9 protein-coding genes and 2 CRISPR repeat arrays are annotated in these 23289 nt (G+C 53.1%); of the genes, 3 read left to right on the plus strand and 6 right to left on the minus strand.

Features of this window, described 5'->3' with window-relative positions:
- Positions 1-3 precede the first annotated feature (3 nt).
- The 3 genes from E1H13_RS12235 (at position 4) to cas6 (ending at position 8544) form a co-directional block, all read left to right on the plus strand.
- Positions 4-3225, plus strand: a complete 3222-nt coding sequence (locus E1H13_RS12235) for a toxin (protein WP_169613702.1) — start codon at positions 4-6, stop codon at positions 3223-3225.
- A gap of 723 nt (positions 3226-3948) precedes the next feature.
- Positions 3949-7299: a MobF family relaxase gene (gene mobF / locus E1H13_RS12240; RefSeq protein WP_169613703.1), complete on the plus strand. Its 3351-nt coding sequence runs from the start codon at positions 3949-3951 to the stop codon at positions 7297-7299.
- Positions 7300-7398: 99 nt separating this feature from the next.
- On the plus strand, positions 7399-8544 hold the full coding sequence (cas6, locus tag E1H13_RS12245; protein WP_169613704.1) for a CRISPR-associated endoribonuclease Cas6: 1146 nt from the start codon (positions 7399-7401) through the stop codon (positions 8542-8544).
- A 94-nt stretch (positions 8545-8638) separates the two neighbouring features.
- A CRISPR array of direct repeats spans positions 8639-12407; the repeat unit is 34 nt; unit sequence GTTTCCGTCCCCTTACGGGGAAGTGGTTTGAAAG.
- 241 nt (positions 12408-12648) lie between these two features.
- On the opposite strand, the gene cas2 is transcribed toward cas6, so the two are convergent.
- The 6 genes from cas2 to E1H13_RS12275 form a co-directional block, all read right to left on the minus strand.
- The gene (cas2, locus tag E1H13_RS12250; protein ID WP_169613705.1) at positions 12649-12924 is read right to left on the minus strand and encodes a CRISPR-associated endonuclease Cas2; all 276 of its coding nucleotides are present in this window, start codon (positions 12922-12924) and stop codon (positions 12649-12651) included.
- Between the two features lie 125 nt (positions 12925-13049).
- On the minus strand, positions 13050-14066 hold the full coding sequence (cas1, locus tag E1H13_RS12255) for a CRISPR-associated endonuclease Cas1 (RefSeq protein ID WP_169613706.1): 1017 nt from the start codon (positions 14064-14066) through the stop codon (positions 13050-13052).
- 304 nt (positions 14067-14370) lie between these two features.
- Positions 14371-15630, minus strand: coding sequence for a TIR domain-containing protein (locus E1H13_RS12260; protein ID WP_169613707.1), 1260 nt, complete (start codon positions 15628-15630; stop codon positions 14371-14373).
- A gap of 297 nt (positions 15631-15927) precedes the next feature.
- Positions 15928-18323: direct repeats of the CRISPR family, unit length 35 nt; unit sequence GTTTCCGTCCCCTTGCGGGGTAATGAGATTTGAAC.
- A gap of 406 nt (positions 18324-18729) precedes the next feature.
- The gene (locus E1H13_RS12265; protein ID WP_169613708.1) at positions 18730-21126 is read right to left on the minus strand and encodes a TIGR03986 family CRISPR-associated RAMP protein; all 2397 of its coding nucleotides are present in this window, start codon (positions 21124-21126) and stop codon (positions 18730-18732) included.
- The gene (csx19, locus tag E1H13_RS12270; protein WP_169613709.1) at positions 21126-21701 is read right to left on the minus strand and encodes a CRISPR-associated protein Csx19; all 576 of its coding nucleotides are present in this window, start codon (positions 21699-21701) and stop codon (positions 21126-21128) included. Before csx19 ends, E1H13_RS12265 begins: the two co-directional genes overlap by 1 nt.
- Entirely contained in the window at positions 21698-23248 is a 1551-nt protein-coding gene (locus tag E1H13_RS12275) for an RAMP superfamily CRISPR-associated protein (protein ID WP_169613710.1), read from the minus strand. The genes csx19 and E1H13_RS12275 overlap by 4 nt, the downstream gene beginning before the upstream one ends.
- Positions 23249-23289: the final 41 nt, after the last annotated feature.

Below are 23289 nucleotides of genomic sequence, written 5' to 3' on the forward strand. Positions count from 1 at the left end.
ATCATGTCTAACAGTAATAGCCAATTTCACAACCACAACAGCAACCTAATAAATAAATTAGGGTCGGGGTCAAACACATCTAATAGGTATACCTATACCTTTTACAATCATTTCCATCCCTTTGTCGGCGAGCTACTAACAAAGCTAAATAAGGAGTCCATCAACGGCTTGCTCGATCCTCGTTTTCTTGAGAGTCCGAAACTTAACCAAGATTTCTTCAAAGAACTCTATCAGCCAAACGAGAGTGACCAGACAGTAAAATACTTTTCAAAGCAAATCGGTGTTAGCGAAGACGATGCCTATAGCATCTACAACTGGGAGTTATTTTTTCACGTTCCCCTCGTCATAGCGGTACATCTGAGTGTAAATCAACGATTTGCCGAAGCCCAGCGCTGGTTTCACTACATTTTCGACCCCACGACCAATGATGGTCAATTCTGGCGCTTTATAGCTTTTAGAAAACCGGAAGACAACAAGCAAATTGATAAGCTATTGCACCTCCTGAGCAGGCCCGAGGATGAACTGGAGGAAGATGAACGTAAGCAAAGAAAACTGATTTTGAGCAGCTACGAGGATCTGAGAAAACATCCATTCCAACCTCACGTTGTAGCGCGTAATCGTTTTTTGGCTTATCAGTACTGCGTGGTGATGAAGTATCTGGACAACCTGATTGCCTGGGGAGACAGTCTCTTTCGGCAGGACACGATCGAGACCGTCAATGAGGCGACCCAAATCTATGTGCTGGCAGCTAATCTGCTAGGACCAAAGCCACAGCGTATTCCTCAACGTGGAGCAACTCAGCCTAAGACGTTTGCTCAACTGCGTGCCAAAGGACTGGATGAATTGGGTAATGCTCTGGTAGAGTTAGAAGCTCAGTTCCCATTTAATCTATCCTTCCCCACCACCGATGAAGGCAGTGACATTAACCAAACTAATTCTCTATTTGGGGTTGGCCGCACACTTTATTTTTGCATTCCCCACAATGATAAGTTGCTGAGCTACTGGGATACAGTCGCCGATAGACTGTTTAAGATCCGCCACTGCATGAACATCGAGGGGGTAGTGCGCCAACTGCCGCTGTTCGACCCGCCTATCGATCCCGGCATGCTGGTCAAAGCAGCCGCAGCAGGAATCGACATCAGCAGCCTGGTCAGCGGCTTAAATCAGCCTCTGGCACCGATTCGTTCGACATTATTGATCCAGAAGGCGCTGGAGATCTGCAATGAGGTGCGTGGCATGGGCAATGCCCTGCTGTCCGCATTAGAGAAGAAGGACACTGAGGCACTAGGACTGCTGCGGCAGAAACACGAGATCAATATTCAGCAGCTAGTCCAGGATGTGCGTTATCTACAGTGGAAAGAAGCCGAAGCGGCAACGGAGTCGCTTGTAACAAGTCGAGAGATCGTATTGGAGCGCTACCGCTTCTATCAACGACTGCTGGGTAGCAATGAAGAAGATCTTCAGGAAGTAATGGACTTTACCCTGGAGCGGAGAAGCTTGACTGAGGAAAACTTTGACGAGGTGTACACCGAGTTGGTGGGCCAGTATGCGCAAGACGTAGCGCGTGAAGAGTATTCGAACCTTGAGGTGCTTGATGAGGGAATATTGTTTCTGAATCAGAATGAGGACGAAGAACTAAACACCCTCTTGCCACGAGCAAAGTGGACACGCCTGACGGCTTCTGCACTCGATGCATTGGCTGCGACAGTGGTATTTGTTCCCAATGCCAAGGTACATGGGCATTATTGGGGCATAGGTGTGTCAGCAGAGGTGACGGGAGGACAAAAACTGGCCGTAGCTGCCAAAATGTTGGGTGAAGTTGCCAGGACAACTTCAGCGTATTGCCAAGATCAGGCGGGAATGACCTCGCGCACAGCCTCCTACGAACGTCGTGCCGACGACTGGATGCTGCAGAGTAACCTGGCGGCACGAGAATTGATGCAGATCGGTCGACAGATCATCTCCTCTCTAATCCGTGAGGAAACCACGCATCATGAATATGAGAGCGTGAAAAAACAAATTCAACAGTCCCAGGAGATCGATCAGTTCCTGCGGGCTAAATTTACCAACGAAGAACTTTATGGCTGGATGCAGGGCGAATTATCCAAGCTTTACTACGAGTATTACAAATTTGCCTTCGATATCGCCCGCAAAGCCGAACAGACGATGAAGCACGAGCTGATGCGGCCGGAGTTGGACGATCAGACCTTCATCAAATTCAATTATTGGGATGGCGGCCGTAAAGGATTGCTCTCCGGTGAAGCGCTGCACCTCGACCTGAAGCGCATGGAGATGGCCTATCACGACCACAACAAGCGAGAGTACGAGTTAACCAAACACATCTCGCTGCGGCAACTCGATCCAATCGCATTGCTTGCCCTGAGAGCCACAGGCACCTGCGAAGTCACGCTACCGGAATGGCTGTTTGATCTGGACTGTCCTGGGCACTATATGCGCCGAATCAAAGCCGTTAGTCTATCGATTCCATCCGTTACAGGTCCTTATACCAGTGTTAACTGTACACTATCCCTGCTCAGAAGTTCTCTGCGCAAATCTCCACTCCTGTCGAATGAAACATATGCTCGGCAAAGCGAAGATGCTCGATTTATCGACTACTTTGGTACGATTCAATCCGTGGTTACAAGTAGTGGCAACGACGATAGCGGCATGTTTGAGCCAAACCTGCGTGACGAACGCTTCCTACCCTTTGAAGGTGCTGGGGCAGAAAGCACTTGGAAGCTTGAATTGCCATCAGCTTTTCGGCAATTTGACTACAACAGTATTTCAGATGTCATTCTCCACGTTCGTTACACAGCTCGCCAGGGAGGTGATCGATTGGGCAGTAAAGCTGTCGGATTTATTGAAGATATGGTTGGTACAGCCAATGCCTCCGGTCTGGCACTTCTGTTTAACCTAAAGCATGATTTCCCTAGCGAGTGGTCTCGGTTTGTATCTGCAACAGACAACTCAAACTTCGTTACAAAAGTGAAGCGAGAGCATTTTCCCTACATTACTCAAGGTCGGGATATTAGGATTGATTCAATTCAACTGTACTCATCTGATAAGGTAGAGCCCACAACACCCACAAATCTTGATTTGGCTAACTACACTACCCAGTTGAAAGATGACGGAGAATTTGAACTATCTCTTCCTCCCGATGAAACCATTCTGATTCGTGAGACGACAGCTTACGTTTTCATGCTACTGAGGTACTCGTTAGTTTAGACCTGGCCGTTAATCTACCCGGCCCATAACATTACTTGCCAGGCTCTGGCACTGTCCGTTAATACTGCGACCCGCCAGTATTCAGGCCAAGGTTGAGGTCAAAAGCTAGGATGAAATGGGTTCTGCTGGCACACAGTAACATGACGCTGTTTGTCTGAGATCGCCACGATCAAACGAACTCGATAATCAAAAGTACTTGGCAGTTGATAGCAGCCAGCTCCCTTGCGTAAAGAACAGGTGAACTGGAAAGCTAAAGATGACTATTCCCTCTTGCGCTGGACATAGATGCCATGGCCTTCGAGGCGAAAGCTGAGTTTGAGATCAATGCGATAGTCGGTCTCCTCCGGATTCACCTAAATCGCAGGCTACCAAGACGGTAGGAGGATGGGAAATCATACTGTTTTCTCCAAAAAATGTAGGGGGTAGGGCTTAAGAGCCCCGAGCCAAAACGTGCCAAAACGTGACGCCCTGATTGTTATGCTGACTAATCACAATCATAACGTGACTTTTTGATTTGCAGCTGAACCAATGCTGAACACATGCGCTATGCTGAAGTGTATCAGGATGCTGCGCCCCTATCGGGGGCTTCGCGGAGAGGCCACACAGTACGCCAGGGTTTTGGCAAAAACCGGGCAACGGCCCTCCCCCCAGGGTTTCTACCGTTTTCCAAGACGCTATCGCTATCGCTCCAGGGTAGCGTCGTGTTTTTAACCCAGTTTCTCCATGCTTTCCACGAGTAACCTGTCTGCCGCTCAAGCGGAGACCTATTACACGAAAGAAGATTATTACTCGGCGGAAGAAGCGGCTCATCCAACCAAGTGGATGGGCAAAGGGGCTGCGTCGTTGGGGCTGGCTGGGGTTGTCAATCAGCAGAAATTCAGCCAGATGCTCTCAGGACAGGCTCCAGGGGGACAATCCCTAACTGGGAAAGCAATTGACCCTGAAAAACGGCGGGCGGCAACAGACTTTACCTTTAGTGCCCCTAAGAGCGTCAGCATTGCAGCCCTGGTACAGCAAGACGAGCGGGTGTTAGCGGCCCATCATCAGGCGGTGGCCAAGGCCTTGGCGGTTTTGGAAGAGCGCTATGCCCAGACCCGGATCTCGACGGAAGCGGGTCGGACGAAAGTGACGACGGGCAATATCGCGGCAGCGGTGTTTACCCATGCCACCAGTCGGGAGGCGGAGCCGCAGTTGCACAGCCATTGTGTGGTGATGAATGCGACGCAGTTGGCCGATGGGCGATGGTTTAGCTTGAGCAATGAGGCGGCGATCGCCAACCAAAAGCTCCTGGGTCAGATTTACCAGAATGAGTTGGCCGTAGCGCTGAAGCAGCAGGGATACAAGATTGAGCCTAAAGCCCACGGGCAGTTTGAACTGACTGGGTACTCGCCAGAACTGCTGAAGGCATTCTCGACCCGGCGGCAGCAAATTCTGAAGCTGATCGAGGAATGGGAAGCGACGGGATCTGAGAATAACCGGGCGATGCGGGAGACGGCGACGCTGGTATCGCGGAAGCGGAAGCCCAAGGAGGTGGATGAGGGATTGCTACAACGAGGGTGGAATGCCCTGATTCAGTTGAAGGGGTTGGAGCTACCGGAGTTGCCGGAGGGCATTACTCAGATAGTTGGTGATCAGCCATCAGCCAAATTGGTAATTGACGCGGCGATCCAGCACTGTGGGGAACGGGAGTCGGTGTTTCGGCGGACGACGCTGGAGCGGTTTGTGTTTGAGCACGAGCTGGGGGTGCAAGGGTTTGAGGCGATTGAGGGAGCCATTGCCCACAGCCCCGAACTCATTCGAGTCGCCGACAGCAAGTTCACCACCCAGACAGCACTGAATCTTGAACTCAACACGATCCGTTTAATGCAAGAGGGACAGGGGCAGGTGGTACCGATTGTCCCCAGCGATACCCAGTTGGATGGTCTGATGAGCCACTCCCTGAACCCGGAGCAGCAACATGCGGTGGATGTCGCAGTGACCACGCCGGATGAAGTGATGGCGTGGCAGGGAGTAGCGGGGGCAGGCAAGACCTATGCCTTGAGTGTGCTGAAAGAGTTGGCTCAGAGGCAAGGCTACATGATCCGAGGGTTGGCCCCCAGTGCTGAAGCCGCCCATGTACTGGGAGAGTCGCTGGGGATTGAAACTACCACGGTCGCTGGTCTTTTGGTGTCCCAACCGTTGGATGCCCCCCCAAATCCAACGCTCTGGATTGTGGATGAGGCGGGGCTGTTGAGCATGAAGGATGCTCATGCCCTCTTGCGACGAGCGACGTTGGAGCAGGCCAGGGTGCTTTTGGTCGGGGATACCCGTCAGCTCTCAGCGGTAGAAGCCGGTAATCCCTTTAAAAGTTTGCAGGCGGCGGGGATGGCGACCGCTTACCTGGAAACCCATCGGCGACAGCAGACTGGAGTGCTGCGATCTGCTGTGGAGTTGGTGGCCCAGGGTCAGGTCAGGGAGGGGATTGAACTGTTGGCCCAAGCGGGCTATGTCAAGGAAGGGACGCAGAACCAGGAGCGGATTCAGCAGGTAGCCGCCGATTATCTGGAGCTGACGTCGGAGGAGCGGGAGTTCACGCTGGTGCTGGCGGGAACTAATGCGGAGCGATTGGCGCTGACTCAGGCGATACGGGCTGGCTTACAGGATGAAGAAGCTTTGGGCGCAGACGGGTTTGTGATGCAGAGCTTGCGTCGCAAGGATTTGACTACAGCCCAGGCCAGTTATCTCAAAGCTTATGACGTGGGCGATGTGCTGGTGCCGATTCAGGATTATCGGAAGCAGGGGTTGATCCGGGGGGAGCAGTACCGGGTGGTGGCGGTGAATGCCGAGGCTCAGCAGGTGGTGTTGGAGACACCAGGTGGATCGGTGCTGTCAGTCGATCCGGCAGAGTGTCCGCGCAAGACGGTGTACACGACGCAAGCGATTCCGATCGCAGTGGGCGATCGCCTCAAGTGGACACGCAATAACCCCAAAGCCGGAATCCGCAATGGGCAGGGGTTTGTGGTGACGGGTCTGGAGGCCAATGGGACAGCGACGGTTTGGGACGGGGCGGGGCAAACCTCCACCATCAACCTCGGTGGGAATCAGTACATCGATTACGCCTGGGTGAGCACCACCTACAGCAGCCAGGGCAAGACGGCGGAGCGGGTGCTGGCCCTGCTGGGGGAAACGACAAATCGAGAGGCGTTTTATGTGGCGATTTCTAGAGCCAAGCGGGCAGTGACCTTGTACACCACCAGCCAGGCCGACCTGGTGCGACTGGCCCAGGTGTCGCGGGCCAAGGAGAACGTGAGTGACTACGTGCCTTTAACTCAACAGGTGATGAACCATGGACAATTACTCGAACGGGAACAACGGCAACCAGAACCCATCCCCAGATTTGACCCCAGAGCAGTGGGAGAGCGTATTGGCCAGCGTGTTGCAGAGCAGCTTAGAGCCGCTGCGGGCCGAGATTTGCGTCAACACCCAGCGGGTGCTGCACCTGGAAGACTACGTCCAGACCTTGGGGCAGGATTTAGCGATGTGGCCGCAGCACTGGAACCAGAGCTTGGAGCGCTTGGTCGAGCAATTGCAGCGTATCGTCAGCGACGAGACCTCCGCCGATGCGCAGGTGACCTTGCAGGAGCAGTTGCGGCTGTTGATAGCAGCTTTGAGCAGTTGGAACGGGCAACTCAAGACCGAGTTGGCCTTGCAGCAGCAGTTGATCGCCTCGCTGGAGCGGTTGGAAGGTCGGTTGGACGAGAGCAGCAACGGGTAGATGCTCCAGAACCGCCAAAGGTGAATTCAAGGGAGCAGCTTTTGGCGCGGTGGGAGCAGTATTCGGCAGGGTTGCCGTCGGCGAGTTTGGAGTTACGGGTGGCGCAGCGGGCGTTGCGGGATGGGTGCTCGGCTAAGGAGGTAACGCTGATGCTGGTGGCAGGGAGCGAGACGGTGAGGTTAATTCATGATAAGCAGGGAAGGAAAGAGGCGCTCGCTTTTTCCCAGCACATGGTGAAAATCGCGGGGCAGCAGCACTCCGATGAGGCCCAACAGTCTAGGAAGCAACAGCAAAATGAGCTTGAAATAGACGGCTCTTGAAGTGCTGCGTCTGACACTTACTCTGATCTGAGTTTAAGCACCATTAGCTTCCCCCCGAGAGGATTGAAATATACTGGGCCTAAGCATTCCGGTGACCCTATGCCCAAAGCTGCCTCTAAAGCCGCCGACAGAACTGAGCTAGACTTGAATGCCAAAACCCTGTGGCCTGCCCAAACTGAGCTAATTAGCCTGCGATTTGACCTGTGGGCCGACAGCGCCTACGAGCTCTACCCGCAATACACCATTGGTCTGCACGCCTGGTTTTTGCAACAGCTTCAAGCATTTGACCCGGCCTTGTCGGCGCAGTTGCACGATGGCGAAACGGACAAAGCCTTCAACATCTCGGGGCTGAGCGGTCGGTTTTCGACCCAGAGCCGCAGTCTGTACCTGCAAAAGGGCAAGACCTATCAGTGGCAGGTAAATGGATTGACCAAGCCAGTGGTGGCGGGACTGTCGACGTGGTTAAAGCAATTGCCGGAGGTGGTGGCCCTGAAAAATGCGCCGCTGACCGTTCGCCGGGTCCTCCTGGCCCAACCGCCGACCACCTATGCCAAACTGGCGGCGGTGGAGCCAGGGCGTAGCCTCAGCCTCACCTTTGTCAGCCCCACCAGCTTTCGGCGCAAGGGGCACCACCTGCCCCTGCCCTGGCCCAGGAACGTGTTCCACAGCTACCTGCGGCGCTGGAATCAGTTTTCCCGCCGCCCGGTGGACCAAGACGACTTTCTGGACTGGGTGGATGACCATGTGGTGTTTAAGCGCCACGAGTTGGCCAGCGAGAAAATTGCAGCGGGTAAACGGGGCTCGGTGACGGGGTTTACCGGGGCGGTGACCTATGGGTTAGGTGCCAAGGCTGACGATAGGCCGGAGTATGTGCAGTTGTTCTATACCCTGGGCCACTATGCCCCCTATTGCGGTACGGGGCACAAGACCACCTTTGGCCTGGGCCAAACCCGCCTGGGCTGGCACCTGAGCCAGGTAGCCCCCCAGGAAAAACCAGCGGCCCAAAAACTGCTGGCCGATCGCATTGATGAACTCACGACCTTTTTTGTAGCCCAGAAGAAGCGTACCGGCGGCCACCGTGCCCAAGACTCGGCGGAAACCTGGGCGACGATTTTAGCGCGGCGGGAGCTGGGGGACTCATTGCAGGCGATCGCGGTGGATCTGGACATTCCCTATGAGACGGCAAAGACCTACAGCAAGCTGGCGCGGCGAGCGGTGAGGGAGAAGGATGATCGTAGCGAATAATCTTAGCAGCGCCCCCTTGTGAGGGATGGGGTAAAGCTCTCTGTAACCAGATCCCAGGGTTCTTTAAGAACCCTGGGATCTTTTCGTTGTATGTGTTTCCGTCCCCTTACGGGGAAGTGGTTTGAAAGAGCGGCGCGGGGTGCTTTGTGTCACTGGGTAGAGATAGAAAAGTTTCCGTCCCCTTACGGGGAAGTGGTTTGAAAGAGCGCCAACTGATCCGCAATGCCATCCCCCTGCACCGGGTTTCCGTCCCCTTAAGGGGAAGTGGTTTGAAAGTTACACACTGAAGCCAAGATATGGTTTAAGAACCAGTTCGTTTCCGTCCCCTTACGGGGAAGTGGTTTGAAAGTTTCGTCAAATATGACACTGGCAAAATGCTATATGCCTATTATAGTTTCCGTCCCCTTACGGGGAAGTGGTTTGAAAGCAATGCCTTCTGGCAAGTATGGCAACGGGCTAAAAAACGTTTCCGTCCCCTTAAGGGGAAGTGGTTTGAAAGAGCAGTCGCGTTTATTCACGCAACCCTACATTGTGACTCAGAGGTTTCCGTCCCCTTACGGGGAAGTGGTTTGAAAGACTAAACTAACTCCATTATAACACACCCTGATTGGGTTTCCGTCCCCTTACGGGGAAGTGGTTTGAAAGATGAATCCTCCGAGGAAAGTCTCACGGAAAAACTGGTAAGTATTATGTTTCCGTCCCCTTACGGGGAAGTGGTTTGAAAGTACGCTAGCTCGGATGCTAGCGAAGGCAGAGCTGAAGTTTCCGTCCCCTTACGGGGAAGTGGTTTGAAAGTGTGCGAATTCCCACCACCTTTGTTTACAGCTGCCGATATTGTTTCCGTCCCCTTACGGGGAAGTGGTTTGAAAGTTCTTCAACGGGCAGCGTAGATGAAATCGAACGTGTTTATGTTTCCGTCCCCTTACGGGGAAGTGGTTTGAAAGAACGAGACATCCAAATCGCTCAACGACGCGCTGATGGTTTCCGTCCCCTTACGGGGAAGTGGTTTGAAAGAGTTGTATGAGGTGGCACTCCTCCCGCGTTAGTCCGTTTCCGTCCCCTTACGGGGAAGTGGTTTGAAAGAGGAAATCATCATTCCCACCGTAGGTCGTCTCGGCGGTTTCCGTCCCCTTACGGGGAAGTGGTTTGAAAGACGTCTTTTGCGTAGGCTTCTTCGCCATTCTCGCTGAGTTTCCGTCCCCTTACGGGGAAGTGGTTTGAAAGATTCTGGGGCGACTTACAAGTCGAGGACCACGTCTACCACGTTTCCGTCCCCTTACGGGGAAGTGGTTTGAAAGGGTGAACTGGTTTGGTCGAGTTACCCGAGAAATAGGTTTCCGTCCCCTTACGGGGAAGTGGTTTGAAAGACTCTCAGCGACTCAATTAGAAGAATCTGGCACCATGATAGTTTCCGTCCCCTTACGGGGAAGTGGTTTGAAAGCTGACGTATCAGGCACAATAGGTTGTCCCTTTACCTTGGTTTCCGTCCCCTTACGGGGAAGTGGTTTGAAAGTTTTACCACCAGGTATTGATATCGAAAATGAACTATTGTTTCCGTCCCCTTACGGGGAAGTGGTTTGAAAGTAGAAGGCATTTTATCTGTTAAAATCGACTCAGCCATGTTTCCGTCCCCTTACGGGGAAGTGGTTTGAAAGCCTGACATAGACCCGACGGGTCCCAAGTCGAAGCCTAGAGTTTCCGTCCCCTTACGGGGAAGTGGTTTGAAAGTGTTCTTGGCCGTGCCCGACGCGAATCGGACCCGGAGCGAGTTTCCGTCCCCTTACGGGGAAGTGGTTTGAAAGAGTCGGACAAGGACGACACTAAACCTACACTTAATCGCCTGTTTCCGTCCCCTTACGGGGAAGTGGTTTGAAAGAATCAATCCGACGTGAACCATTACAGCCCGACATCACGTTTCCGTCCCCTTACGGGGAAGTGGTTTGAAAGTGCGGCTGATGAATTCAATATGCCTAACACCGATGGTTTCCGTCCCCTTACGGGGAAGTGGTTTGAAAGCTTAGAGGATGACTCTGATAATCCGGCGGCCGGGTGGTAGTTTCCGTCCCCTTACGGGGAAGTGGTTTGAAAGATAGAGGGCGAGTTCTCTGGGGTGTGGAGCGCCATTGAAGTTTCCGTCCCCTTACGGGGAAGTGGTTTGAAAGATGCAATGCCCTAAGTGTTCATCGACTCGACTGACCCCAAATGTTTCCGTCCCCTTACGGGGAAGTGGTTTGAAAGTTGACCCTGACCCCAGCCTGGTCTTGACCCAGCGCTTTAGTTTCCGTCCCCTTACGGGGAAGTGGTTTGAAAGAATTTGACAGGCGAGTGACCCATGACCACCCCCCTACGCTGGCTGTTTCCGTCCCCTTACGGGGAAGTGGTTTGAAAGTTACCCTATAGTACTGCATTACTATTGAAACCGACTTCGTTTCCGTCCCCTTACGGGGAAGTGGTTTGAAAGCCTGCATCAGGGGATAGCGCTGGGGATAGGTTTCTTTGTAGGGGCGGAAAGTTTCCGTCCCCTTACGGGGAAGTGGTTTGAAAGGGGCAAGGACGGCATCAGGGAGAGTAGCGGGGCGAGTTTCCGTCCCCTTACGGGGAAGTGGTTTGAAAGTGCTAGGGATAGACCGGCTTGACCCGCCTTACGATAGTTTCCGTCCCCTTACGGGGAAGTGGTTTGAAAGTTACTAATGCCTAACCTCCCCACCGCCCTAGCCCAGGCGATGTTTCCGTCCCCTTACGGGGAAGTGGTTTGAAAGGGGAAGGCTACGAAGTAATGAAAACCCTAAGCTCAAAGGTTTCCGTCCCCTTACGGGGAAGTGGTTTGAAAGACGTAGCCCAGTCGCTGCCATTGCTAGAGGTGCTGACCTCCATGTTTCCGTCCCCTTACGGGGAAGTGGTTTGAAAGACGCCGAATGCGCCGGGGGTGTTGGCGGTGAAGACAGACGTGAGTTTCCGTCCCCTTACGGGGAAGTGGTTTGAAAGTGCGGTCAAGCGAGGTGTTACCGTCCCAGATGGTGACTGTTTCCGTCCCCTTACGGGGAAGTGGTTTGAAAGCCCAAATCGTGGTCCCCAACTGCGACACCCACGGCGAGCGCCAAGTGTTTCCGTCCCCTTACGGGGAAGTGGTTTGAAAGACGGCAACATCCCTAACAATCACAATCCTCCACCACCAACGTTTCCGTCCCCTTACGGGGAAGTGGTTTGAAAGCTAGGTTTCGGCATTAGGCTAGGCCAGCTTGCTCAAGTTTCCGTCCCCTTACGGGGAAGTGGTTTGAAAGAGTATTTGAGGGTGGCGACCCGCTTAGGGAACTCCATTGTTTCCGTCCCCTTACGGGGAAGTGGTTTGAAAGCTACTTTGCAGATACACCACACTCAACCTACAGAGTCTTTGTTGTTTCCGTCCCCTTACGGGGAAGTGGTTTGAAAGAGGGCCTTGGAATCGCGGCAAGTATCGAGCTACTAGCGGTTTCCGTCCCCTTACGGGGAAGTGGTTTGAAAGTCTCACAGAACATGGTGCAAGCAACATAGTCCTCCAGTTTCCGTCCCCTTACGGGGAAGTGGTTTGAAAGAACGAAATAGAGATAAACCGGATCGCTGGAGAATTGTTTCCGTCCCCTTACGGGGAAGTGGTTTGAAAGCGTGAATAGGTCGAAGTCGAACGCCCGACGTAGGGTACCGTTCAGCAGTTTCCGTCCCCTTACGGGGAAGTGGTTTGAAAGGCGTAGTAAGCGGATTCTTCGGCTCTAGTCTTACGTTTCCGTCCCCTTACGGGGAAGTGGTTTGAAAGTGTGTAGCTGAGGGTTTGATAGGGCCAGCTTATAAGTACGTTTCCGTCCCCTTACGGGGAAGTGGTTTGAAAGGCCCCCTGCTCTGAAAACCTTATGCAGGGAGGACTCTAGAGGGGTGAAACCACGGAGGTACATTTCCTGCCATAGTTTTACCCCATAAACCACAAAAAAGTATCTGACGAACAGCCTAAAACCCCTACAGGCTAGTCTATCCACGGAGGTTAATGAAACTATTAGGTTTTCGAGGTACACACCACCTGCGTGGGTTTATTACCCTACTTTACTCACAAGCTCAGATTCTGTCGAGCGTCCCTTAATAAATATATGACGACGGCGGTGGCTCGGGTTTAGGGCTGCCAATCGTTTTTGTCTTGGCCATTGCCTTTGGCGGGATCCAGTAAATCCGCACATTATCCTCCTCATGGTTGAGCCGCCCGGCGATCTGCTGATAGAGCCGCTCCATCTCAGATTGGGTTAAAAAGCACTCAAAGACACTCTCCTGCACCCGTCGCCCGTGGCCCTCTAGCAGCTTAGAGAGCCGATAGCGACGGCGATTGTCGGGGATGTCGTAGACAACGAGGGCAAGCATGGGGGGGAAGGATGAAGGATGAAAGGGGGAGGGGGAGGGGGAGGGGGAGAGGGGGAGGGGGAGAGGGAGAGAGGGGGAGAGAGGGGGCTTTTCTGCCTTCTGCTTTTTGCCTTCTGCCTTTCTTGCTATGTTTCGCGGCGAAAGGGTTCGTAGGGCGCATTGTCGAGCAGGCAGGCTTTATAGCGGCGAATCTGGAGTTGGATAATGCGGCGGTAGGGGACGGGGTCGGGGGCATCTGGATGGTGGAGGGTGGTCATGATGCGGTCTTCAAAGGCTTGCAGGTATCGGCGGCGGGAGGTGTCGTCGAGGTAGACGGCTCCGTTGGCCTTGGGGGGCAAAAAGTCCTCGGGTTTGAAGACCTGCTGGTTGAGCAGGGTCAGCACCAGGGTATCGACAATGGGTGAGCGAAATTCTTCCATCAGGTCGAAGGCCAGGTGAGCCTCGTGGCGGTCAGACCGATGTAAGTTGCCCAGGTAAGGGTTGAGCCCCTCCAAGTGCAGCAGGCTGAGCACGTTGTTGAACAGCAGCATGTAGCCAAAGCTCAGCAGGGCGTTGACTGGGTCGGTGGGGGGGCGGCGCGCGCGGGTGGTGAAGCTAAAGTTGAGGTTGGCAATCAGCTCACCCAAGGCCGGGAAGTAGTGAGCGGCGATCGCCCCTTCGTGGCCGCGCAACTGGTCGAGGCCCGTTTCTGTGGCGCTGAGCTGGTCAATGGCGGCCAGGTCGCGATCGATGCGGCGAATGGCCAGGGCAACGGTGTCGAGCTGGCGGCGGCGGTTGAGCTTGAGCAAGAGCTGCTTTGAATTCCAGGCTTTGCCCCGCACGATCGCCTGGGCCACGGCCCACTGAAAGGCAAGGTCGTCGCGGCAGGCATACTGGGCTGCTTCCGCCCGGTGGTCGTCGTAGTCAGCGCTCCACAGGTGGCCGCGATAGGTGCCGCTCTGGGACAAAAACACCACCGGAATGTGGCGACTGAGGCAGGCGGCAATGGTGGGGGTGGTAAGAGAGATATTGCCAAACACCATCACCTGTTCGACTTCGGTCATGGGAATGGCGACATTGGTGCGATCGGGCAGCGACAGCAGAAAGCGACCGTGCTCTTTTTGCAGCCGAGTCCCCTGCTGGGTGAGATACAATAATGACATAGTTAAAATTCCAGGAAAGCGCATTGGCTTCCCTAACTGTGCCCACTTGTGCAGAGGGGAATGAGTCAGAGGAATTACCGGTCTTTACCGTAATGGTACGGTTGAACCCAGCGAGAATGCGGGTAAAGAGAACGATGCGAAAGCTCGAAGCGCCTAGTCCACTGAGGCGGAAATAGAGCTACCATTTATGCGGTTGGGCGGAAATAGAGCTACCATTTATGCGGTTGGAAGGCCTTACAATCCAAGTAACCCCTTTCTGTCTGCTACGCGCGGGCAAAGCCCTACATCCTTCTGCCTTGCAATACTAGCCAGTTCGTAAGCATACCGAGGCTTGGTAGCTACCGTTTTCTGTACGCTCGTAGGCCATAATTTTGCCGACCGCATTGAGCTGCTGGCCCAGACTAAGCGCAAAACCAGCCGGGCAAGCCAAAATCAGGTGGAGAAGTTGAGCCTTGTACTTGCGACGATATTGCCGGATCAACTCTTTGGCGTGGAGCGCCAAGGCCAAGGCATCACCCCCCGACTGAAGCGCATTTTGCCCTGCCCCTGCCTCCGGTTCGACGTAAACTAGGCCAGTGAACTGGTCTGGATGGTCGGTGTAAAACTCCTGGATCTCTTCCCAAGCTGGGTTGATGAAATTTTCACCCGTAGGGATGCTGATATTGATGGCAAAGAGCAGGTCATCCCCTGGGGCTCCCTGCTGTTGGCGAACCCGCAGACGGGCTTCAGAGGGTTGAGCGAGGTGCCACAAGGCGGGTTGATTGTCGGTAAATTGCTGAAGCCGCAGTTGATAGCCCGCTACCGCCGGGAAGGTGGCCCCGATCGCCAGGGTCATGGTCAGAGGGCGGTTGCCCGATAGCTCGATGGCTCGACAGGTAGAGCGTTCTGCCAGGTCTTGTTTGGCCTGCTTGAGATCTGCAAATAGCTCAGTCTCCCACAGCTCTGGGGTCGGTACGGTGCGGCTATCGCGATCGCAGTAGCGCCGCCAGTCTCGCTCAACCATCGGGGGTGGATCGGTCTGGGGGCCATCCCAACCATAGATCCCCAGGCTGACACTGGTGGCGGGGGCAGGGGTGTCTAGGTTGCGATCGCCAGGAAAATCAGGGGCGATAGAAGCGTCGTGGTGTACGTTACCTATTCCTGGAAAGGCTGGAGCCTGGGAGGGCTTTGCCCGATCGTGCAGCATTTGCCGCAGTTTCTCTGTTGCCTCTACCTGTGAGCAACCAACCAGGTCAACATAGGCGATGCTCTTGAGCAGTCCATCTGGTTTGCAGTCCGCCACTCGGACAGGGATCAGCTTGCGCTTGATAGACTGTGGATCTTGAGCAAAGGCCGAGGCCCATTCTGATTGGGTGTATTCTGCCTGCAAAAAGTGGGGAGACAGGACGGCAATGGTGCGATCACTCTTTTGCATGGCCCGCTGCATATTGAGCACAAAGTTACCACCAGGGCGGAAATCCCAGTCTTGAATGATGACGGAATGGCCCGCTTCTTCTAGCGTCCAGGCGATCCACTCGGCCCAGGTGCGATCGTGGGAGGTGTAGCTAACGAAAAATGTTTCCATCACACAGGCTCAATTGTTTAATCTACCTTGTCACCCATTTCGCCAACTAACACGACAAACCGGGCGTTTTTGGGTAAGAACGAAAAAGGAAGAACGAAAAGAATTGGCCTACATGCTCGAAGTGGGCAGAGAGTTTTCTATTTTCGTTTTTCTCTCTTCGTTTTTTTATTACGTTTCCGTCCCCCAGGGGAGAAAGAGAGAAAAAGGAAGAACGACGAACGAAAGGGTTCTGCCAACGCAATTAAGGTAGACGACGAATTTTCTATTTTCGTTTTTCTCTCTTCGTTTTTTAATTACGTTTCCGTCCCCTTGCGGGGTAATGAGATTTGAACCCCCGCACACCTAAAGAGAGACAGCAATCTTGGGAATAGTTTCCGTCCCCTTGCGGGGTAATGAGATTTGAACTTGCCTGGATACATCGCCTTTCACGTAGGTGTAGGTTTCCGTCCCCTTGCGGGGTAATGAGATTTGAACGCATTTCTGGCTCTCTAGTTACGGTCGACTCAGGTTTCCGTCCCCTTGCGGGGTAATGAGATTTGAACACGCGCAAGGTGTCACTGAGTACCAGCAGGCACACGTTTCCGTCCCCTTGCGGGGTAATGAGATTTGAACGCTTCCGCATAACTTCCGCTGGATTGCGGAGTAGTTAGTGTTTCCGTCCCCTTGCGGGGTAATGAGATTTGAACGAGCGAATTCCATGGGGTAATTGAAATGGTGCAAGAGTTTCCGTCCCCTTGCGGGGTAATGAGATTTGAACGGTGGAAAGCTCCATCCCACCCTTAGTCTACCCCCATTATGTTTCCGTCCCCTTGCGGGGTAATGAGATTTGAACAGGGATCATGTTTACTGTGCGCGGTGCAAACATTGTTTCCGTCCCCTTGCGGGGTAATGAGATTTGAACGAGCCCCCCCAATCCCGAGAGAGGTAATAAAGATAGAGTTTCCGTCCCCTTGCGGGGTAATGAGATTTGAACCTGGAATTGGAGCACGAAGAAGCTGCTCTCGCAGTGTTTCCGTCCCCTTGCGGGGTAATGAGATTTGAACCACTTGTATTCTGCTAATGATTGGTATGGTGGTCCAAGTTTCCGTCCCCTTGCGGGGTAATGAGATTTGAACCATTGATGCTGCTCAGCTGAGCCCACATAGACCTAGTTTCCGTCCCCTTGCGGGGTAATGAGATTTGAACGGTGCTTTCAATAGCACGTTTGTGGGGTCTCAATCGTTTCCGTCCCCTTGCGGGGTAATGAGATTTGAACAATAGCACCACTCCCAGCAAGAAAGGTTAGTTTTTGTTTCCGTCCCCTTGCGGGGTAATGAGATTTGAACTCACTCCTTGCGGGGAGGGAGCGTATTACTTAAAACGTTTCCGTCCCCTTGCGGGGTAATGAGATTTGAACATTTCAGTGAAAGGGAAGAGTTTTATCTACTTACAGTTTCCGTCCCCTTGCGGGGTAATGAGATTTGAACTTGGCCGATAGAGTTTCTCGGGTCCATGCCGAAGTTTCCGTCCCCTTGCGGGGTAATGAGATTTGAACCTTACCTCAAAGTAGATCAATCTGGTCTACAAGTGTTTCCGTCCCCTTGCGGGGTAATGAGATTTGAACGAGTTGGGGGCTAGTTCTTAGCTATGCGGTAGATAGTAGGTTTCCGTCCCCTTGCGGGGTAATGAGATTTGAACCCTCTGAACAAAAAGCGTTACTCTAAGTTCGACATCATCGTTTCCGTCCCCTTGCGGGGTAATGAGATTTGAACTTCTATGGGTAGTTTTTTATAAGACTATCCCCGTCGCGTTTCCGTCCCCTTGCGGGGTAATGAGATTTGAACGGGCAACTACGGGGTAACACCTCGCGAGTTCTCCTAAGTTTCCGTCCCCTTGCGGGGTAATGAGATTTGAACCCGAAGCTTTCTCGTCCCCTTGGACGACCCAAGATAGTTTCCGTCCCCTTGCGGGGTAATGAGATTTGAACTTTGCGGTCGCTGGTCTGTCCCCTGACGCTTCTGGTTTCCGTCCCCTTGCGGGGTAATGAGATTTGAACCCGATGAAACCGAGATTAGTCAACTAGTCAGCTCCCGGTTTCCGTCCCCTTGCGGGGTAATGAGATTTGAACCCTTCTTTGAATACAGCGCCCAAAGCGCTCGTCTCGAAGTTTCCGTCCCCTTGCGGGGTAATGAGATTTGAACCTCTAGTTACTTCACATGCGGAGTGGTTAACAACTACTTCGTTTCCGTCCCCTTGCGGGGTAATGAGATTTGAACAATGGGATCAAATCTCACAGCGTGTTTACAGAAAAGGTTTCCGTCCCCTTGCGGGGTAATGAGATTTGAACGAGTAGACATCGTAGGAGTATTAACGTTCGATATTACCCGTTTCCGTCCCCTTGCGGGGTAATGAGATTTGAACTAGGAGATCCACCCTCAGCTCCAGTTGATGTCATCCAGTTTCCGTCCCCTTGCGGGGTAATGAGATTTGAACCTCTTCATTCCTAATGTTGCTTCCATCGAGGACTTCAGGGATGGTTTCCGTCCCCTTGCGGGGTAATGAGATTTGAACTGTAAATTTCACTCCGCCTTCAATTAACTTCATCGTTTCCGTCCCCTTGCGGGGTAATGAGATTTGAACCATCATTGGGTCAATCTTTCAAGGATATCGGTCATCTCAGTTTCCGTCCCCTTGCGGGGTAATGAGATTTGAACCCCCTAGCGCTGAAAGCCTTGACTTGTAAGGCTTTCAACACCCCAAATCTGAGGGGGTCGGCTAAGGGGTCAAATAATCGAGAATTGCTGTCAATAAACCACCCTCAGACAGGGCTGAAACCCTTGTACGGAAAGGCATCTGAGGGGGTCAACGAGACTATGCGGTTTTCAAGGATCGGAAGACCCCCTCAAAAACGGGAGCTTTAGGTTAAGAATAGCCGATTTCTAGAGATTTGGCCATAGAAACGAAACGTTCTGCAACATTTTGACAAAAAAAGAGCTTCTGTATCAAGCGCTACTCTAGTGATGTCTATACCGTCGCAAAAACGTTTACACAAAGGCAACTTTTGAGACGCTGATGTATCAGTTATCAACCTCTTTTGTATGGCGATCCTGGTTTTTCCCGTTATGGATGCAAGGGAAGGCTGGCAGGACGACTGTCAGCTAGAGCGGGTAGGGCGAGTTTTGCCCGCTTCTCATTGTTGACAAACCATTCAAAAGCTTCTCCTTCAGGTGTTGGGTCTGGTGTAGCGCGTGGGTAATGAACAGCGGCATTGTCTTCAAAGCCCTTGCTACAACGGCAAAAAGCCGCAATAAAAGAGATTTGTTCAAATCTTTGCCCTTTGCCGTAGGCGGTTGCTACAGCCTTTTTATATTCATCAATACACTCTGCTGCGTCAGCGCCCTGGTTTGAAACAGGCATCAGCGATCGGTAGAACTGGTTCCAGTCGGTCCCTAGCCTCAGATCTGTTTCCTTCCAGTTGATATCTAGCCAAACGCTGCCAAAACCCAGGGGCTTGCCGCCGCCCAAGCGGTGGTAATGAATGTCTGGCGAGGCTAGTAGCCATAGCAAGGCCCCCAGTTCAACGGAAGACAAATTGCTGACATCTAGGTCAAATTCAAACTCTGTTTCAGGTTTGACCCAGCCTTTGATAGAGCGATTTTGTTTGTCTAGGTTTTCCGCCTCATCTTTACAGGGCCTGCGATATTCTTGATAGTGGCCGTTGTCAGGGATTTGTGTTCTATCCTCCGTTGGCGTATTCCAATAGCTGGTGGGTAACCCAGAATGATGAGGGTAAACCTTCCGCCCCCTCAGAGCTTGGTCATCGTATTTATATCCCTCGGCTTTGTCATCACCTTCTTCAAAGGGTTTTCCCATGGCATCATTTGCACCATAGAACCTGACTTGCTCGGGCTTAGGCTGCCCTAAAATCGCTAGGGGAACCGTTGCTGCTTCATCGCCAAAATCCTCGATGGCATCTTCCCTTCGACAGGTGACACTATGAACCCGCAAATGGCCTTTGTAGGAACCTTTGCCCTTTTGCTTGACCCAGCCAAAAACGCGATCAGCAGGTGAAAGCTGGTCAAATGCTGTAGCGGGTTTAAGGCTGGGATGAATTATTTCCGACGGGGAAAGTTCATATAGGCCGCGAGAAATCATGACCGGGTATAAGTCTTGAATTGACCCATTTTCACTAACACGCGCATAGCAGAGGGTACCTTCTGAAAGTTGTCTTTCGCTGTCTCCTTCTGTCACCTGACGCGACCAACCGGCGGTACCTCCCAATGCGGCAGGGCACGGCAGGCCGTTCTTAAAGTCAGCATTATTTTGATAGCTTTCAATTAGATTGCTCCAGCGTTTTCTCATGTTGTCAGATAAAGGAATTCTGACCTCATTGTCTGTGGCAAAGAAAATTCGCTCATCGTGCTTGTTTTTAATGTTTTTATTGGTGACACAGACATATCCCTCAAACTGACGCATGGGCTTGCCAGTCGGTCTGTGCTGACCGTAGCCTTCAGGGCGAGTGGCGGGAGGATGGTGTCCTAGTGCATGGCCATAGGGGACAACTTTGCGAACTTTCCAATACTTAAAAGTTGTCCCTTTAGAAAATTCTTCGGCCCAAAACTTGACCCGTTGTTTATGTATAGGGAGGTGGCTGCTGCCAGCAAGGGTAATCGCGTGTCTATCTAGGCCAGTGCTACTTCTGTCCCACCGGCGTAGCCAAGCAGCATACATGGGATCTCCATATTGAGGTTTTCCATCGTTAGATATGCGTGATGTGCCGGGATACAAACAAACCTGACCACTTTCAATTCGAGCCGGGATCATGTTTAGCCCCTCTTTAGCAGGGAGGCGGTAGGCTAACAGCTTGTCATGGCTTTCAAACACCGAGAGCCTTGAATTAGTCACTGCTTCGTAGGCTGACCGCAACATGCCCTTAATCGAGGTAGGCGGCAGGTAGGGCTTGCCATCAGCCCCGATGCGAACCGGGAATGTTTTATGACCATTGGCATCTTCACTCATCTCAGCGGCATCGGAAATCAGCAGCGGGGTGACGGTGGTGAGCTTTACGGCAATACGCCCCGTCCAACGATTGGGCAGGTAGCGCCCGTGGCCTTTGGGTTTATCATCGCCCAGTTCACTTCCTACTCCATCACGGGGTAGCGCTGGCACAAAGTTGTAGGGGTTGTGAAAGAAATCAGGATTCACCGCTTTGGGCGTGTCAACCGGCTGGATGCGTGCGGTGAGCGCTGTAAGGCTGGCATCCTTCCAGGGTTTACCCGCCTCGCGCAGCTTGAGGACAAGATCGCCCTCCTCTTCAAAGTCCACCTGGAGGGTACCGCTGGGGGTATCTTCAATTTTTTCGCGCAGGGCTTCAGCAATTTGGTCAGGAGGAATCGACTCAAACTTGAGTGAGCGATACTGGCCCTTAGCATTGGTGAAGAAAAACTCAATGCTCTTGGTGGTATTACCTCTCCTATTTGTCTTGCTTTTGAGCTTTAGCGTTCCTGTCGTTGTCATCAGGCTACCTCCAGTTTCACCAAGCGTTCTTCAATCACCGCCACGTTGCCGTAGTCATCGACAGCGTCCAGATACTCACGAGTTTTCAGATAAACCCGCTGATCTTGCGCAAAACCCTGAGCCAAAGGAATGTCGAGCTTACCAATGCGGGCATCGGCCAAGCGTTGCCAAGACTCAGCACTGGGCTGGCTCCTAGCTCTCTCTCCCCAGAGTAGGTACTGCTGCGGCAGACACTCACAGGCTTGAGGTTTTGTGGCTGCAAATCCGTTTAGGGACTGCTGAGCGGTTTCTGCAATCAGGGCTGCATCTCCCACCCCAGCCAGGCGGTTGAGCCAACGCAGTTCGCAAACAGCATTAAACAGGCGGGCTTCAAACACGTCAGTCAGGTCAAGGACGCGATCACCAGCATCCCGGAGCGTGCCATCGGGGGCCAGCCGTGCCAAGGTGCAGCTCTGGGGCGAATAGAGCAGGGCGATCGCACCTTCTAGTGCCTTCTGACAGGCTGCGATCGCATCTATTAAGGACATTGGCCCATCGGCCCGGTAGCGATACAGGGTGGTTTCTTGAGTAGTCATGTGGCCTCCTTCTGAGCATCAACCCATTTCTGCCATTCCTGGGTGAGATCATTTAATAACGAGTCATCCAGACTATCGAGATTTGGTGTAATAGTCTTTTCGCCGTCCAGCTCATCTAAACCATTAAGGCCGGTACCCTGGGCCACCATCTCAGTCACCTTCACCGTGCCCATGCCGCGATTGGTGCCGTAGCCGATAGGAATTTTGCGGTGGGCAAAGTCTCGCAGCACTAGCAGGAGAAGGGCGATCGCAGGCTTTACGATCTTGGGATGGTATTTACATAACCGATCCACGTCAAGAAATAGGCCAATGGATTCCCAGGAAACGCCAATGGGTTCCAAAACGCTGTACAACATGCTGTCGGCAGCTCCCCCCGTCCAGCGATCAATGGCGACATGCATGGCAGGCTGCAACGTCTGAAACGGCTTGTCTCTACCGCCCAATGCTGTCGCTAAGGTTTTCTCGAACTGGGTAAAGGTACCGTTGATTGCTTTGGGCGTATTTTCTACCGCTGCCCAATTGCTAGCAGTCATCTCTAACGTGGCGTAGCAGTCATCCACCGCCAGGGCACCAATCTTCCCTTGGGACTCTGGTTTTTTGCTATTGGGCTGGGGTTCGTTTTTCTCGGCGGAGCCAAAAAGAATTTCGACCAGAGGAACTTGCAGTTGCTGGTTGAATTTTGTCTCTGAATCAATCTCCAAATGACACACGGTGCGAACAATGCGCTCTGCATGGGCGCGTAGCACCCCTTTGATAGAGCTGCCTGGAATCACGAACCGCACCCCCGCATCTACCTGACTCACCAGAGGTAAGATATCCACCGCCAGGCCATCCCCCTCGGTCTTAACCATGACCGGGTCGCGGGGTTCCCATCCCAAGGTGAAATTAAGTCGGGCGGGGGGCAGGTAGGGAGCAGCTTGCCTTAACTGGTTCCAGTCTTGAGGAGAGACCTGATCCAGCAGAGCCTCGAAGAGCCCATCAGCACTGTTGAGGTCTTGACGGTGAATCTGGATGTCTGTGAGCTGCACTTTCCCCAGGCCGCGCGTTTTGGCCGCACCGATGCGAATATCGCCCTGCTCTAGGGCTTGCAGCACCTGCCACAGTTCGGCGGGGTCATGGCTTTTCTGACAATCCAGAGTGATTTCGAGGGGAATACTTACACCCTTGGGCAAAATGGCGCGGTTGTACTTAAACCCCTCGGCGGCGGCCCCGGTGTAGCGATCAATGCCGACCCCTTCGCGAATTTCGATGCGCTGACCTTTCCCCAGGGTGATTTCGGCATCCTCCACCAAAATAAAGCTGGCTCCCCGGTGCTCGCTGTCATGGTCGCCCCAATAATCCCTCACCTGATCTAGGTCTCTGGATTGCGCCATCCAGCCGCGTAGGGCACCGGCCAGGCTGGTGCCAGGGAGATAATAGTGGCCTCGGCCATTGACCGCTAGGGCTAAGTCAGTGTCGACATCGCCACCGATGCTCCCGACATGCAGCGGGGTCAGGGCGGTGAGGGTGGTGGAGATTTTCCAGCGGGTTTCGATTTTGCGGGCCATGGTTTTTGGGAGATGGGGGAGAGGGGGAGAGGGGGAGAGGG

This window comes from Nodosilinea sp. P-1105, assembly GCF_012911975.1.
Lineage (GTDB): Bacteria > Cyanobacteriota > Cyanobacteriia > Phormidesmidales > Phormidesmidaceae > Nodosilinea.